Origin of the sequence: Ferrigenium straubiae, assembly GCF_051257895.1 — a bacterium.
GTDB lineage: Bacteria > Pseudomonadota > Gammaproteobacteria > Burkholderiales > Gallionellaceae > Gallionella > Gallionella straubiae.
Genome location: NZ_CP194331.1, coordinates 1,613,569 through 1,628,788, shown reverse-complemented (window position 1 = coordinate 1,628,788; position 15,220 = coordinate 1,613,569). Strand labels below are relative to the sequence as shown.

At 63.6% G+C, this 15,220-nt stretch carries 15 protein-coding genes; 6 read left to right on the top strand and 9 right to left on the bottom strand.

The window, feature by feature from the left end:
* Nucleotides 1–5: 5 nt before the first annotated feature.
* Entirely contained in the window at nucleotides 6–2,735 is a 2,730-nt protein-coding gene (gene secA, locus ACRRNM_RS07800) for a preprotein translocase subunit SecA (protein WP_435627666.1), read from the bottom strand.
* Between the two features lie 105 nt (nucleotides 2,736–2,840).
* Complete coding sequence (locus ACRRNM_RS07795; protein WP_435627665.1) at nucleotides 2,841–3,761, bottom strand: M23 family metallopeptidase; 921 nt, start codon at nucleotides 3,759–3,761, stop codon at nucleotides 2,841–2,843.
* A 22-nt stretch (nucleotides 3,762–3,783) separates the two neighbouring features.
* Between ACRRNM_RS07795 and ACRRNM_RS07790 the strand changes: the two genes are divergently transcribed.
* Nucleotides 3,784–4,221, top strand: coding sequence for a DciA family protein (locus ACRRNM_RS07790; protein ID WP_435627664.1), 438 nt, complete (start codon nucleotides 3,784–3,786; stop codon nucleotides 4,219–4,221).
* Between the two features lie 8 nt (nucleotides 4,222–4,229).
* Here the strand turns inward: ACRRNM_RS07790 and ACRRNM_RS07785 are convergent, their stop codons facing one another.
* From ACRRNM_RS07785 to ACRRNM_RS07770, 4 genes are all read right to left on the bottom strand, one after another.
* The gene (locus ACRRNM_RS07785; RefSeq protein WP_435627663.1) at nucleotides 4,230–4,769 is read right to left on the bottom strand and encodes a chorismate--pyruvate lyase family protein; all 540 of its coding nucleotides are present in this window, start codon (nucleotides 4,767–4,769) and stop codon (nucleotides 4,230–4,232) included.
* Nucleotides 4,770–4,776: 7 nt separating this feature from the next.
* The gene (gene recG / locus ACRRNM_RS07780) at nucleotides 4,777–6,804 is read right to left on the bottom strand and encodes an ATP-dependent DNA helicase RecG (protein ID WP_435627662.1); all 2,028 of its coding nucleotides are present in this window, start codon (nucleotides 6,802–6,804) and stop codon (nucleotides 4,777–4,779) included.
* An 81-nt stretch (nucleotides 6,805–6,885) separates the two neighbouring features.
* Nucleotides 6,886–7,272: a RidA family protein gene (locus tag ACRRNM_RS07775; protein ID WP_435627661.1), complete on the bottom strand. Its 387-nt coding sequence runs from the start codon at nucleotides 7,270–7,272 to the stop codon at nucleotides 6,886–6,888.
* Between the two features lie 39 nt (nucleotides 7,273–7,311).
* Complete coding sequence (locus ACRRNM_RS07770) at nucleotides 7,312–8,943, bottom strand: alpha-D-glucose phosphate-specific phosphoglucomutase (RefSeq protein WP_435627660.1); 1,632 nt, start codon at nucleotides 8,941–8,943, stop codon at nucleotides 7,312–7,314.
* A 118-nt stretch (nucleotides 8,944–9,061) separates the two neighbouring features.
* On the opposite strand from ACRRNM_RS07770, the gene rpiA reads away from it, so the two are divergent.
* From rpiA to ACRRNM_RS07750, 4 genes are all read left to right on the top strand, one after another.
* On the top strand, nucleotides 9,062–9,721 hold the full coding sequence (rpiA, locus tag ACRRNM_RS07765) for a ribose-5-phosphate isomerase RpiA (protein WP_435628655.1): 660 nt from the start codon (nucleotides 9,062–9,064) through the stop codon (nucleotides 9,719–9,721).
* Nucleotides 9,722–9,811: 90 nt separating this feature from the next.
* Complete coding sequence (phoU, locus tag ACRRNM_RS07760; RefSeq protein WP_435627659.1) at nucleotides 9,812–10,519, top strand: phosphate signaling complex protein PhoU; 708 nt, start codon at nucleotides 9,812–9,814, stop codon at nucleotides 10,517–10,519.
* A 1-nt stretch (nucleotide 10,520) separates the two neighbouring features.
* Nucleotides 10,521–11,996: an exopolyphosphatase gene (ppx, locus tag ACRRNM_RS07755; RefSeq protein ID WP_435627658.1), complete on the top strand. Its 1,476-nt coding sequence runs from the start codon at nucleotides 10,521–10,523 to the stop codon at nucleotides 11,994–11,996.
* 89 nt (nucleotides 11,997–12,085) lie between these two features.
* Nucleotides 12,086–12,496, top strand: a complete 411-nt coding sequence (locus tag ACRRNM_RS07750; RefSeq protein WP_435627657.1) for a ribonucleotide reductase subunit alpha — start codon at nucleotides 12,086–12,088, stop codon at nucleotides 12,494–12,496.
* Between the two features lie 4 nt (nucleotides 12,497–12,500).
* Here the strand turns inward: ACRRNM_RS07750 and ACRRNM_RS07745 are convergent, their stop codons facing one another.
* Genes ACRRNM_RS07745 through ACRRNM_RS07735 form a run of 3 tightly spaced genes read right to left on the bottom strand, consistent with a single transcriptional unit; the run spans nucleotide 12,501 to nucleotide 14,570 of the window.
* Complete coding sequence (locus tag ACRRNM_RS07745) at nucleotides 12,501–13,598, bottom strand: PQQ-dependent sugar dehydrogenase (protein ID WP_435627656.1); 1,098 nt, start codon at nucleotides 13,596–13,598, stop codon at nucleotides 12,501–12,503.
* A 1-nt stretch (nucleotide 13,599) separates the two neighbouring features.
* Nucleotides 13,600–14,037, bottom strand: a complete 438-nt coding sequence (locus ACRRNM_RS07740) for a DUF3617 domain-containing protein (protein ID WP_435627655.1) — start codon at nucleotides 14,035–14,037, stop codon at nucleotides 13,600–13,602.
* Nucleotides 14,034–14,570 carry a flavin reductase family protein gene (locus ACRRNM_RS07735; RefSeq protein WP_435627654.1) on the bottom strand — a complete coding sequence of 179 codons (537 nt, stop codon included), beginning with the start codon at nucleotides 14,568–14,570 and terminating at the stop codon, nucleotides 14,034–14,036. Before ACRRNM_RS07735 ends, ACRRNM_RS07740 begins: the two co-directional genes overlap by 4 nt.
* A 148-nt stretch (nucleotides 14,571–14,718) precedes the next feature.
* On the opposite strand from ACRRNM_RS07735, the gene ACRRNM_RS07730 reads away from it, so the two are divergent.
* Nucleotides 14,719–15,111, top strand: a complete 393-nt coding sequence (locus tag ACRRNM_RS07730; RefSeq protein ID WP_435627653.1) for a hypothetical protein — start codon at nucleotides 14,719–14,721, stop codon at nucleotides 15,109–15,111.
* Nucleotides 15,112–15,220 lie beyond the last annotated feature (109 nt).

Genomic DNA, 15,220 nt, shown 5'->3' with positions numbered 1-15,220 from the left:
TTTATCTAACTCAATTTGCCATGGCACTGCTTGTATTTCTTGCCCGACCCGCATGGGCACGGATCGTTGCGCCCTACCTTCTGCCCACCGCGCACAAACGGTTTATGCTCTTCATCGGTTGACTGCCCATCGTCCGGTTGCGCCAGGGCCTCGTCATAACCGGCGTGATGATACTGCACATTTTCCGGCGCGGGGGGGGCTTCTACCGATTCGACGTCCTCCCCGCTGCGCACCTGCACGACCATCAATACCTGGGTCACTTCGCGCTTGACCGCATCCAGCATCATGGAAAACAGCTCGAAAGCCTCGCGTTTGTATTCCTGCTTGGGGTTTTTCTGCGCGTAGCCGCGCAAATGGATACCCTGGCGCAGGTGATCCAGCGCGGCGAGGTGCTCGCGCCAGTGCTGGTCCAGGCTCTGCAGCATGATGGCGCGCTCGTAGTGGTGCATGACTTCCGCGCCCACGGCATCAACCTTGGCCTGGTATTGCTGCTGCGCCTGTCCGGCGACGCGGGCGCGCAAGCCTGCTTCGTCCAGCTGCTTGTCTTCCTCCAGCCACTGCGCCAGCGGCAATTCCAGGCGGAATTCGGCCGCCAGCACCTTCTCCAGCGTGGGCACGTCCCATTGCTCTTCCATGCTGCCCGGCGAGATGTACTGGCTGATGGCGTCGTCCAGCACCCCCTCGCGCATCGCCTGGATGGTCTCGGAAATGTCCGCGCTCTCCAGCAGCTCGCTGCGCTGCTGGTAGATCACCTTGCGCTGGTCGTTGGCGACATCGTCGTACTCGAGGATCTGCTTGCGCATGTCGAAGTTGCGCGCCTCGACCTTGCGCTGCGCGTTCTCGATGGCGCGAGTCACCCAGCTGTGCTCGATGGCCTCGCCCTCGGGCAGCTTGAAGCGGTTCATGATCGCCGCGACGCGGTCGGAGGCGAAGATGCGCAGCAGCGGGTCTTCCAGCGACAGGTAGAAGCGGCTGGAGCCGGGGTCGCCCTGGCGGCCGGAGCGGCCGCGCAGCTGGTTGTCCACGCGGCGCGATTCGTGGCGCTCGGTGCCGATGATGTGCAGTCCGCCGCTGGCCAGCACCTGCTCGTGGACTTGCTGCCATTCGGATTTCAGTTGCGTGATGCGCTGTTCTTTCGTGGTCTCGTCCAGGCTTTCGTCGGCGCGCAGGTGTTCGACCTGCTTCTCGACGTTGCCGCCCAGCACGATATCGGTACCGCGGCCGGCCATGTTGGTGGCGATGGTGACCATCTTCGGCCGCCCGGCCTGCGCGACGATCTCCGCCTCGCGCGCATGCTGCTTGGCGTTCAGCACCTGGTGCGGCAGCTTTTCATTGTCCAGCAGGTGCGACAGCAGCTCGGAATTTTCGATCGAGGTCGTGCCCACCAGCACCGGCTGGCCGCGCTTGTAGCAATCCTTGATGTCATCGATCACCGCCTGGTGTTTCTCCTTTGCGGTGAGATACACCTTGTCCATCTGGTCCTTGCGGATGGTCGGGCGGTGCGGCGGAATGATCACGGTTTCCAGGCTGTAAATCTGCTGGAACTCGTAGGCCTCGGTATCGGCCGTGCCGGTCATGCCGGCCAGCTTGTGGTACATGCGGAAGTAGTTCTGGAAGGTGATCGAGGCCAGCGTCTGGTTTTCCTTCTGGATCGCCACGCCTTCCTTTGCCTCCACCGCCTGGTGCAGGCCGTCCGACCAGCGCCGACCGGCCATCAGGCGGCCGGTGAATTCGTCCACGATGATGACCTCGCCGTCCTGTACGACATATTGCTGGTCGCGGTGGTACAGGTTGTGCGCACGCAGCGCCGCATACAGGTGGTGGATCAGGGTGATGTTGGCGGGGTCGTACAGGCTGCCGCCGGGCGGCAGGAGGTCGGCCTGCGCCAGCAGTTCCTCGGCGCGCTCGTGGCCGGGTTCGGTGAGCAGTATCTGGTGGTTCTTCTCGTCCACGCTGAAGTCGCCGGGCCCGTTTTCATCGTCTGCAGCCTGCCGCTGCAGCTGCGGCGCGAGCTTGTCCATGCGCACGTAGATATCGACGTTGTCCTCGGCCTGGCCGGAGATGATCAGCGGGGTGCGCGCCTCGTCGATCAGGATCGAGTCGACCTCGTCCACGATGGCGTAGTTGAGCGGGCGCTGGAAGCGTTCCTCCGCATGCGTCGCCATGTTGTCGCGCAGGTAGTCGAAACCGAACTCGTTGTTGGTGCCGTAAGTGACGTCGGCGGCGTAGGCGGCCTGTTTCTGGTCGTGCGGCATCTGCGACAGGATCACGCCGACCGACAGGCCGAGGAAGCGGTACAGCTTTCCCATCCACTCGGCATCGCGGCTCGCGAGGTAATCGTTCACCGTCACGACATGTACGCCCTTGCCGGAAATCGCATTCAGGTAGACCGGCAGGGTGGCCATCAGGGTCTTGCCCTCGCCGGTGCGCATCTCGGCGATCTTGCCGTAATGCAGCACCATGCCGCCGATCAGCTGCACATCGTAATGGCGCATACCCAATGCGCGCACGCCGGCTTCGCGCACCACGGCGAATGCCTCCGGCAGTAGCGCGTCGAGCGTCTCGCCCTGCGCAAAACGCTGTCGGAAATCGTCGGTTTTCCGGCGCAACTCCTCGTCGCTCAATTTGGCAATATCGGCTTCCAGCTTGTTGATGGCCTGCACGGTAGCGCGGTATTGTTTGAGCAGGCGGTCATTGCGGCTGCCAAAGATGCTTTTCAGTACACCGGAAATCATGTTTTTCCAAACTTAATTAAAAAACTCAACTGCAATAAAAAGGGTGAGGCTCTCATCGCCTCACCCTCACCTTGGAGCCGCTTTCTGCTGGCTCACATCACCCTGTCAACTGGCGGCTTTCTGCAGGAAGCGCACGGGATTCTGGGCGGTGCCTTTATAGCGGACTTCGAAGTGCAAGTGATTGCCGGTGGAGCGCCCGGTGCTGCCGACCTCGGCGATTTTTTCGCCGCGCCGCACCACCTGGCCGACCTTCACCAGCAGCCGCGAGGCATGCGCGTAGCGCGTCACGATATCGTTGCCGTGATCGACTTCGACCATATTACCATATTGCGGATGTTGGTCGGCATAGGCGACTACGCCGCCTGCCGAGGCGCGGATGGGCGTTCCCGCCTGAACCATGAAATCGACGCCCTCATGCATGGCGTTCGCGCCGGTAAAGGGGTCGAGGCGCCAGCCGAAATTCGACGAATAAAACCCCTCGTTGATCGGTTGTATCGAAGGCAGCAGTCTGCGGCTCAATTGATTCTGCAGCAGCATGGTTTCCAGAGCTTGCAGCTTGTCGCTGCGGTCGTTGACCGCCAGGGTCAGTCTGTTCAACTGCTGCTCCAGGCTGTTCACCGACATTTCCTGGGGGGGCATGGCTATCAGCGGTCCGCCTTGCGCCGGCAGCTGGTCAAACTTGAATTCCTCGGGCTTCATGCCGGTCAGCTTGGCCAGGCGCGCGCCCAGCGCGTCCAGGCGCTGCACCTGCGCCTGCATCTGGCCGACCCGGGTCGCCATCGCATCCAGGCTGTTATGCACATAGGACTGCTGTTTTTGCTGTTCTTCGCTCTGCATTCTGGACAGCAGGGTGCGCACCCCATCGCTCAGCTCTTCCGGAGCGAAGCGCACCAGCGCATACTGCAACGAAAGCGCCGCAGCCCATACCATGCCGGACAGCACCAGCACCAGCGCCAGCACCTGCCAGCCGCCCAGCGTAACACTGCGGGGCTTTGCCAAGCGATCGGAAACTAGAATAATATTCATGCTCCCCCTCCTAACTTTTTATATGTATCGTAAACCCGTGGCGCAGCGATTCAAGTCATTATTGAGCGGCAATCAGGAATTACGGCCGCTGCTGTCCAAGGCACAGGCCTTGTCGGCACTGCATCGCCATTTCATGAGTGTTGCGCCACCCTATCTTGCGCAATCCAGCCAAGTATTGGGGCTGCAATCCGGCACGCTCAACGTTGCCGCTGCCAATGCCGCCGTTGCCGCGAAATTGCGCCAGCTTGCGCCGGAACTGGCCATTCTGTTGCAAAACAGGGGGTGTGAGGTTAGCGGAATCCGCGTCAAGGTGCAAGTTTCCTTCGATCGCAGCCCGCCCGCAGCCGCTCCGCGCAAGCTCGGCAAATCGGCCAGGGACGCGCTGGATAGGCTCAGTCAGACCCTGGACGGCTCGCAACTCGGACTGGCGCTGAAAAAGCTGGCCAACACCAAGGAGTAAGCGCCGCCTCATGCCGGGTTGGCAAGGCGCAGGATTTCCGGCAGAAAAACCTCCGTCACCAGCAGCGGGGCGTCGTGCAGATAAAACAGCGAGCGGCGCGCCCAAAGCCTGCCCGGCGGATTACCCAGCTCCGCGGCAGCGCGCCGAAACAGAGGATGTGCGCTGCGTAACACCTTGTAATGCAGCGGCCTGCGCTCCACCTGCGGGTGCGCGAACAGCAGCGCGCCCAGCGGCCGGTTGCCCAGGCCGCGCACGGCCGACCATGTGCCGCGCAGGTGCTGCCGGGCGCACGCGCTGTGCGCGAACACCACCGGCCGGCCGTCGGCGTACAGGAACACTTCACGCGAATACGCAAGATGCTGCGGGGCGACCCCGAGCAGGGCGGCCTCGTCCAGCGCAATGCGCGCCAGGCCGCTGCGCACGCCGCGCACCGCGAAGCGGGCGCAGCGCCGCTGGATGCGCTGCGTCAGCGATCCGCGGTCACGCAGCCAGGGCGCGAGGCCGGCTTCGCAGCCCAGCGCCGCGCCGTGCCAGAATTTATCGGGCATAAATTTGCTAGGCGTGAAGGTAGTCATGTTTGTTTGCCATCCAGCGCTGCAAGTGCCTCCGTGCAGCATCGGGAAAATCGCGCAGCAAGCCGTCGGCGGCCTGCCGCGCCTCATTCAGTAATTCTTCATCCGCATTGATGTCGGCGAAGCGCAGCATCGCCACGCCGCTCTGTCTTGCGCCGAGCAATTCGCCCGGGCCGCGCAATTGTAAATCCTGTTGGGCGATGGTGAAGCCGTCGTTGCTCTCAAAAATGATTTTCAGGCGCGCCCGCGCCAGCTCGGAAAGCGGCTGCTGGTACAGCAGGATGCACAGGCTGTGTTCCGCGCCGCGCCCCACGCGGCCGCGCAGCTGGTGCAGTTGCGCCAGCCCCATGCGCTCGGCATGGTCGATCACCATCAGGCTGGCGTTCGGCACGTCCACGCCGACCTCGATCACGGTGGTGGCGACCAGCAACTGCAGCTCACCCGCCTTGAACGCCGCCATCGCGCGCGCCTTTTCGGCATTGTCCAGCCTGCCGTGTACCAGTCCCACATTGAGCTCCGGAAAAGTGGTGCGCAGGGTTTCATACGTCTCGATTGCGGTTTGCAGCTGTAAAGCTTCCGATTCGTCGATCAGCGGGCACACCCAGTAGGCCTGTTTTCCTTCAAGACAGGCGGCGCGCACGCGCTCGAACACCTCGTCGCGGCGTTCGTCGCTGACGAGCTTGGTGATTACCGGGGTGCGCCCCGGCGGCAGCTCGTCGATCACCGACACGTCGAGGTCGGCGTAGTAGCTCATCGCCAGGGTGCGCGGAATGGGGGTGGCGCTCATCATGAGCTGGTGCGGCTCGTTGCCCTTGTTGCGCAGCGCGAGGCGCTGCTGCACGCCAAATTTGTGCTGTTCGTCCACGATCGCAAGGCCGAGTTTACGGAACTCGACCTGCTCCTGAAACAGCGCATGCGTGCCGATGGCGAGCGCCGTGTCGCCGCCGGCGATGCGTTCCGCCGCCGCAGCCTTGTCCTTTTTCTTCAGGCTGCCGGACAGCCACACCGGGCTGATGCCGAGCGGCTCCAGCCAGTCGCGCAGTTTGAAGTAATGCTGCTCGGCGAGGATCTCGGTCGGCGCCATGAACGCGGCCTGCCAGCCGTTCTCGATGGCCTGCAAGGCGGCGAGCGCCGCGACGATGGTCTTGCCGCTGCCGACATCGCCGAGCAGCAGGCGCTGCATCGGGTGCGGCTGCGCGAGGTCGCGGCCGATCTCGGCATGCACCTTCTGCTGTGCAGCGGTCAGCGCGAAGGGCAGGTTATTCAGCAACTGCGCGGTGAGGTGCTGTTTCGATGCGAGTGCCGGCGCGATGCGCTTGCCGCGCTCGCGGTGGTGCACGCGCATCGACAGCTGCTGCGCGAGCAGTTCGTCGAACTTGATGCGCCGCCATGCCGCATGGCTGCGCTGTTCCAGGCTGGCCGCCGAAATATCCGGCGGCGGGTTGTGCAGCAGTCTGACGCTGTCGGCGAAGGAGGCCAGCTTCATTTTTTGCAGCAGCGCATCCGGCAGGGTGTCGTCCAGCGGCAGCGTCTCCAGTGCGTTGCCGATCAGCTTGCGCAATATGGCCTGCGACAGCCCGGCGGTGGTCGGGTAGACCGGCGTGAGGCTCTGCTGCAGCGGCGTTTCGTCATTCACCGCGCGGCACTTGGGGTGCACCATCTCCGGCCCGTAGTAACCCATGCGCACCTCGCCGACGGCGCGGATCTGCTTGCCAACAGCCAATTGTTTCTGCTGGCTGGGATAGAAGTTGAGAAAGCGCAAATACAGTTCGCCGCCGTTATCCTGCAGACGGCAAACCAGGGTGCGGCGCGGACGGAAAACCACCTCGCTGTGCGCGACGGCACCCTGTACCTGTACAGTCATGCCGGGCTGCACCGCGGCAATCGGCGCGAGATGGGTCTCGTCCTCGTAACGCAGCGGCAGGTGCAGTAACAGATCGGTGCGGTGATGGATGCCGAGCCTGGCGAGTTTGGCCAGCGTGGCGGGTGAAATTTTTGTCGGCGAAACCAATGCGTCCTCTTCCTCCGCTATGCTCCACCCTCTCCCGTTTGCGGGGGAGGGGCAGGCGAGAGGGTTGCCCGGCGGGTCACGCTAGTCTTGCAAATACATCACCCCGTCCGCCTCGATCGAGGCACCGCGCGGCAGCGAGGAGACGCCCACGGCGGCGCGCGCCGGATAGGGCTGGTGAAAATAGGTCGCCATGATCTCGTTCACCCTCGCGAAGTTGCCGAGGTCGGTGAGGAAGATGTTGATCTTCACCACGTCGTCCATGCTGCCGCCTGCCGCGGTCGCAACCGCGCGCATATTCTGGAACACGCGGTGGATCTGCGCGTCGATCCCTTCGACCATCTGCATGGTGGCCGGATCGAGGCCGATCTGGCCGGCCAGGTAGACGGTGTGGTCGACACGCACGGCTTGCGAGTAAGTACCGATCGCGGCGGGTGCATCGGGGGTCTGGATGATTTTTTTGTTTGCCATGGTTTCCTCCTTCGATGATCAGGGTGAGATTATATCCGTTCAGGTGATGACGGTAGGGTGTTCGCGTCCGGTGCGTTCGCGCAGCCCGGAAATCTGCAGCGCGATGCCGATCAGTTCTGCGAGCGCCTCTTGCGCGTCGAGGCGGTGCCTGCCCGCATCCGGCTCATAGGCCTCCAGGTAGAGGCGCAGCGTCGCGCCCTCGGTGCCGGTGCCGGACAGGCGGAACACGATGCGCGAGCCGTCGGTGAAGACGATGCGCACCCCCTGGCCGAGGCTGACGCTGCCGTCCACCGGGTCGGTGTAGCTGAAGTCGTCGCAGAACAGCACCTTGTGGCGGCCGAGCTGCGCTCCCTGCCATTCCCCGAGACGGCTGTGCAGCAGCTGCATCACGCCGTTGGCTGCATCGACGGGGATGCCCTCGTAGTCGTGGCGCGAATAGAAGTTGCGCCCGAAGCGCGCCCAGTGCTCGCGTACGACAGTTTCCACGGATTGTCTGCGCGCGGCGAGAATGTTCAGCCAGAACAGCACCGCCCACAGCCCGTCCTTCTCGCGGATGTGATCCGAGCCGGTACCGAAGCTCTCTTCGCCGCACAGCGTCACCTTACCCGCATCCATCAGGTTGCCGAAAAACTTCCAGCCGGTCGGCGTTTCGTAGCAGGGAATGTCGAGCGCTTCGGCCACGCGGTCCGCCGCCGCGCTGGTCGGCATCGAGCGCGCGATGCCGACCAGCCCTTTCCGGTAGCCCGGCGTGAGATGCGCGTTGGCGGCGAGGATCGCGAGGCTGTCGGAGGGGGTGACGAAGAAACGCCTGCCGAGAATCATGTTGCGGTCGCCGTCGCCGTCCGAGGCCGCGCCGAAATCCGGCGCCTCATCGGCGTACAACGCCTCCACCAGTTCGTGCGCGTAGGTGAGGTTCGGGTCGGGGTGGCCGCCACCGAAGTCTTCCAAGGGCTCGGCATTCATCACGCTATCCGGCGGCGCGCCGAGCCGGTTGACGAAAATTTCGCGCGCATAAGGCCCGGTGACGGCATGCATCGCATCGAAGCGGATGCGGAATCCGCTCTTCAATAACGTACGGATCGCGGTGAAGTCGAACAGCGATTCCATCAGGTCGGCGTAATCACGAACCGGATCGATCACCGACACGGTCATGCTGCCGAGCCGGCTGTCGCCCAGCGCATCCAGCGCGACATCGGGTACATCGGCGATGCGGTATTGCGCAATTTTCCTGCTCGCGGAGAAGATCGCCTCGGTGATCTTCTCCGGCGCGGGGCCGCCGTTGGCGGTGTTGTACTTGATGCCGAAATCGCCGTCCGGCCCGCCGGGATTGTGGCTTGCGGACAGGATGATGCCGCCATGGGTCCGGTATTTGCGGATCACGCACGAGGCTGCGGGCGTGGAAAGGATGCCGCTTCGGCCGAGCAGCACGCGGCCGAAGCCGTTGGCCGCAGCCATTTTCAGGATGACCTGGATCGCCTCGCGGTTGTAGTAACGCCCGTCGCCGCCGAGCACGAGCGTGGCACCCGGCGGTGCGGCGACGGTGTCGAAAACGGACTGGACGAAGTTCTCCAGGTAGTGCGGCTGGCGGAAGGCTTGCACGCGCTTGCGCAGGCCTGAGGTGCCGGGCTTCTGGTCGGTGTAGGGCGTGGTGGAAACCGTGCGTGGCTGCATTGTCATTCCTCCCTTTTGTTTTCCGGCATATTACCACCGGCGCCGCGCGGTTTCCCCAAAGCGCCCGATTCCTGCAATAATCACGAACACAACGATAGTAAAGAGAGTATTCGGCATGATGACCCAGGATGATTTGAAACGCGCGGTCGCGCAGGCCGCCATCGAGTATGTGCCGGTCGACAGCATCGTCGGCGTAGGCACCGGTTCCACCGCCAATTTTTTCATCGACGAGCTGGCGAAGATCAAACACAGGATACGCGGCGCGGTTGCCAGTTCGGAAGCCTCGGCACAGCGCCTCAAGGGGCACGGCATCGAGGTGCTGTCGCTGAACGACGCGGGCGATCTGCCGGTGTACGTGGACGGTGCGGACGAAATCACCCGGCACCTGCACATGATCAAGGGCGGCGGCGGGGCGCTGACGCGCGAGAAGATCGTCGCGGCGGCCAGTAAAAAATTTATCTGCGTGTGCGACGCGAGCAAGCTGGTGGACGTGCTGGGCAAGTTCCCGCTGCCCGTCGAGGTGATCCCGATGGCGCGCAGCTCCGTGGCGCGCCAGCTCGTGAAGCTGGGCGGCCAGCCGAAACTGCGCGAGGGCTTCACCACCGACAACGGCAACGTCATTCTCGACGTTCACGGGCTGCAGATCATGAACCCGGTGGAGCTGGAATCGACGCTGGACCACATCGCGGGCGTGGTCACCAACGGTTTGTTCGCGCGCCGCGCCGCCGACGTGCTGCTGCTCGGCACCGCGGAAGGCGTGAAGACGGTAACGGCATAAGTATCTAGGCTGGGGGAGCGATGCGACTGTCATCTATCCTTCACATTCGCCGCGTACACTGCACAGTCAATTATTTCGAGGAATGACAGCATGGGCCATGGTTACCATATTTCCCGCCAGTTCGATGCAGAGCTCGAGGCCATCCGCGCCAACGTGCTGCAGATGGGCGGCCTGGTGGAAAGCCAGATCAAGAGCGCGGTGGAATCGCTGCTGGAGAGTAACGTTGCGTTGATGGCGCGCGTGATCGATGATGACCACCGCGTCAACGCGATGGAGGTGAAGATCGACGAGGCGTGCAGCCAGGTGATTGCGCGCCGCCAGCCGACGGCGGGCGACCTGCGCCTCGTGATGGCCGTGGTCAAGACCATCACCGACCTGGAGCGCATCGGCGACGAGGCCGAGAAGATCGCACGCATGGCCAAGCTGCTGTCGCAGAAAAACACGCCCAACCTGCCGCGCTACCACGAGATCAAGCATGCCGCCGAGCTGGCGCTGGACATGCTGCGCAAGTCGCTCGACGCCTTTGCGCGCCTCGACGTGGCGATGGCCGCGCAGGTGGTGCGCCTCGACGAGCAGGTGGACGAGGAGTTCCGCGCCATCATGCGCTACCTCATCACCTTCATGATGGAAGACCCGCGCACCATCTCCACCTCGCTGGAAATCCTGTTCGTCGCCAAGGCGATCGAGCGTATCGGCGACCACGCCAAGAACATGTCGGAGTACGTCATCTACATGGTCAAGGGGCGCGACGTGCGCCACGTGACCCTGGACGAGATCGACCGCGAAGTCCAGGAGTAGAGTGCAGCACCAGCCCATTCTCGCCGCCGTTGACTTAGGCTCCAACAGCTTCCGCCTGCAAGTCGCACGCGTCGAGGGCGACCAGCTCTACATGCTCGACGAGTTGCGCGAACCGGTGCGTCTCGCCGCCGGACTCACCGCCGACAAATACCTCGATGCCGAGGCGCAGCAGCGCGCGCTAACTACCCTGGGACGATTCGCTGAACGCCTGCGCGACCTGCCGCGCGAGGCGGTGCGCGCGGTGGGCACCAACTCGCTGCGTGTGGCGAGGAACGCCGCCGATTTCATCCCGCAGGCCGAGCATGTGCTGGGCTTCCCGATCGAGGTCATCGCCGGGCACGAGGAAGCGCGCCTGATCTACCTCGGCGTGGCGCACGAGCTGCCGCAGTCGGAAGGCAACCGGCTGGTGATCGACATCGGCGGCGGCTCCACCGAATTCATCGTCGGCAACGGCCTCACCCCACTCAAGCTGGAAAGCATGTACATGGGCTGCGTCAGCTACAGCCTGCGCTTTTTTCCCGGTGGAAAGATCACCAAGCAGAACCTCAAGAAGGCCGAGCTTGCCGCGCGCAACGAATTGCAGACCATCGCGGCGGATTTCAGGGGGCAGTGGCAAGAGGCGCTCGGTTCATCGGGCACGGCCAAGGCCATCAGCGAAATCCTGGAGCTGAACGGCTACAGCAAGAGCGGCATCACGCGGGGCGGCCTGGAAAAACTGCGCGCCGATCTCATCAAGGCCGGCGACGTGCAGAAGCTCGACCTGCAGGGCCTGCGCCCGGATCGCATACCCGTCCTGGGGGGCGGCTTCGCCATCATGTATGCCGCCTTCTGCGAGCTGGAAATCGAACAGATGCAGCCCGCGCTCGGCGCGCTACGCGAAGGCGTGCTGTACGACCTGCTGGGGCGCTTTCACGACAACGACATGCGCGAGGTCACGGTGCGGCAGTTCATGCAGCGCTACCGCATCGATGCGAGGCAGGCCGAGCGCGTGGCGCAACTGGCGCAGCTGTTTGCGCGGCAATTCCTCGGCGATGAAGCCAATGATGCCGCGCTGCTGATGCTCGGCTGGACGGCCAGGCTGCACGAGATCGGCGTCAGCGTCGCGCACAGCGGCTACCACAAGCATACCGCCTACATTCTCGCCAACGCCGACATGCCCGGCTTCTCGAAGAAGGAGCAGGCGCACCTGAGCCTGCTGGCGCTGGCGCAGCGCGGCAACCTGGACAAGCTGCAGGGACAGCTGAAAAACACCGAGGACTGCGTGCTGGCGATGAGCCTGCGCCTTGCCGTGCTGTTCTACCGCAACCGCAGCGACATCGGGTTGCCGGACCTGCGCGGGCGCTTCAGCGGCACCAAGTTCCACCTCTCGCTGGACGCCGATTGGCTGGTGCAGAACCCCCTCACCGAAACCGCACTGCACGAGGAAGTGAAGCAGTGGAAGGCCCTGCATGTGAGCCTGCAGATCGTGGAGGCATAGCGCGCGAGGGAACAAAGGTCGTTTGCCGCTGGGTTATGCGGCGATAGTGAAATATAATCCGCGAATATTTTATTGAAAGGCCATACGCCGTGAACATATCGAGTTACGAAGATTTGCTGAATGCCGCGAACACGCAACCTACGCCGCAGCGCATGCTGTTCGTGTTTGCCAAGGCCGAGTTGCCGGGCGAATCCACCCAGGACCAGCAGGAGCAATTCAAGGCGCGTAAAGGCGGCGCCCTGATGCCGGTAATGGTCGTGGATAAGCTGGCAAGTAACCGGGTAGATTTTGCGACCCTAGTCGAGGAATCCCGTCACACGGAAAAAGACTGGGACATCGCGTTCGTAGCCTGCATGTCCGCAAAATCCGCGGATGTGACGGAAAGCGTCGAAGCGGAAGAGCCGCTGAAGGAGATGGTCAAGTCCATCCAGGTCGGCAGCATCGGCAACTACCTCGCCTTCAACCGCGACGGGGAGATGGTGCGGCTGCGGGCTTCCTGACCGGCTATTCCCCGTAGCTGATGCGGTAGATCACTCCTGCCTTGTCGTCCGACACGAGCAGCGCGCCGTCGGGCATCACCTCTACGTCTACCGGCCTTCCCCACGCCGCCAGCCCGCTGAGCCAGCCTTCCGCGAACACTTCGTAGCTTGCCGCCTTGCCGTTTTCCCGCCGCACCAGCGTGATGCGGTAGCCTAGGGGCGGGATGCGGTTCCACGAGCCGTGCTCGGCGATGAAGATCTGCTTGCGGTAACTTTCCGGGAACATCCTGCCGGTGTAGAAGCGCATCCCCAGCGAGGCCACATGCGGCCCCAACTCCATCGCGGCGGGCGTGAATTCGCCGCAGGCGCGCTTGCCGCCGAAGTCCTTGTCGGCGACCGCCTTGCCGTGGCAGTACGGATAGCCGAAGTGCATGCCGGGACGCGGCGCATGGTTCAGTTCGTCCGGCGGCGCGTTGTTGCCCATCCAGTCGCGCCCGTTGTCGGTGAACCACAACTCGCCGGTATCGGGATCCCAGTCGAAGCCCACCGTGTTGCGCACGCCGCGCGCATACTGCTCCAGCGCCGTGCCGTCCGGCTTCATGCGGAAGATCGCGGCGTAGCGCGCCGGGTCGGGCTCGCAGATGTTGCACGGCGCGCCCACCGGCACGTAGAGCATCCCGTCGGGGCCGAAGCGGATGAATTTCCAGCCGTGGTGCGTGTCGTCCGGGAAGCTGTCGTTGACCACCGCCGGCCGGGGCGGAGTGTAGAGGCGCGACTCGATGTTATCGTAGCGCAGGATGCGGTTCACCTCCGCAACAAACAGCGCGCCGTCGCGGAACGCCACGCCGTTCGGCGTATCGAGCTTGTCGGCGAGAACGATGACCTCGTCGGCGTGCTTGCCGTGCCTGCGGTTGGGCAGCGCGTAAACCCTCGTGCCGCGCGTGCCGACAAACAGCGTGCCGCCCGGCCCCAGCGCCATCGAGCGCGCGCCGGGCACGTTGTCGGCATACAGGCTGATTTTGAAACCGGGCGGCAGCTTGATCTTGTCCAGCGGCAGTTCGAGGCCGAAAGCGTTCAGGCTGGCAGCCAGCAGCAGGGTGCAGACAACCGATTTTTTCACCATGTCAGCAGCCACCCAGCCGGCGAGCCGTGATCCGGCTCTGCAATTCGGTCGGCTGCCCCGCCGTGCCCGCCACGGTGACGATGCGGCCGTCCATGGCCGAGGCCGAGTAAGCAATCTCGCCCCTGGCCTGGATGCCGAGCGAGCCGGCGCACTCCATCCTGAAACGGAACACGTTGCCGCTGCTGCTCTTCTCGGTATACGTGCAATTCGTCGCACCCGGATTCGACACGCCGCCGAGAATGCGGGAAGGGTCTTGCGCGTCCAGCTCCGTCAGGCACTGCTGCATCGTGACGGGTTCGGGAGAGAAACCGGGAGCGGCGGCAATCCGGCTTTCCACGACCAGTTCCCACAGCCCCGGCTGGATGTCCGCGGCAAGGGTCGCAGTGCCCATGATCGCCAGCAGCATACCGGCAATGATCTGTCTGCCCCGGAGGTTCATGGCTTGTCGAACGGCAGCTTGATCGTCTCGCCGTCGATGGCGAACAGGCCGCGGCCGCGATGGTGCAGCGTGCGCGGGTCTTTCCGCGCCGGGTCGATCCACGCCTTGACCACCTCGAGTACGAAAAAATTGTATTTGTTCACCAAGCGGCTGTCGTATATCCGGCATTCGAGGTTGGCGTAGCACTCGGCGATCAGCGGCGCCTGCACCTTCGCGGCGGGCAGCGGCGTCAGGCCGAATTTTGCGAACTTGTCGATTTTGGCTCCGGTCACGCTGCCGACCTTCACCACCGTCTGCGCCAGGTCTGCGGTCGGGATACCGATCACGCATTCCTTAGTCTTCACCAGCGCGTCGAAGCTGTAGTTGTTGCCGCTGATCACGACGCCGATAAGCGGCGGCGTGAACTCCATCATCGTCAGCCACGACATGCTCATGACGTTGGCGCGCCCCTTGCGCGCGGTCGCGACCATCACCACCGGGCCCGGCTCGAGCAGCTTGTAGACATTGGCTAATGGAAACGTTTTTTTCGCCATTCCAGCCTCCGTTCTGCGGATGTTTGGGGAACGGTAGCACGCCACGCCGGGGCGGGCGATACATAGTATTGCTTAGTGCGGTACGGCCGATATGCCTGCACAATCCGCCCTATCGAACCGCCCGCAAGCTTTGTGCCTGGGAGCCACCATGAAACACATCCTTTTCTTCCTGTTGTCGTTCGCATCGGCCGTCGCATGCGCCGGGACGCAGGACGAGCTGAGCCGGTTCGAAGCCGAGCTGGGCGCCGTGCGCCAGGAACAGCAGTCCATGTACCAGGGCTACCAGATGACCCTGGAGCTGCGCCGCATGGAAGTGCAGGAAGGCGCGCCGCCCATGGGCCATCACCCCTACGGCACGGACATCAACACGCCCCCGCCGAACTACGACGATGTCGTGCGCGCACAGATGGAGCGCGAGCGGCGCATCCAGCGCTACACCGACGACCTGAAGAGCCTTTCGGTGAACTATCTGGAGCTGGAGAAAGAGCGCAAGGCGCTGCTGGAACGGATCAGAGAGTTGAAGCGGCAGCAGGGGGAGTAGCATGCGCGGGGTGTCAGCATGTAGGGTGCAATAAGCGCAGCGCATTGCACAGCATGAAAATTACACCCGGCGCAATGCCCGCTGGTTATTGCGCCCTACGTGGGCTACC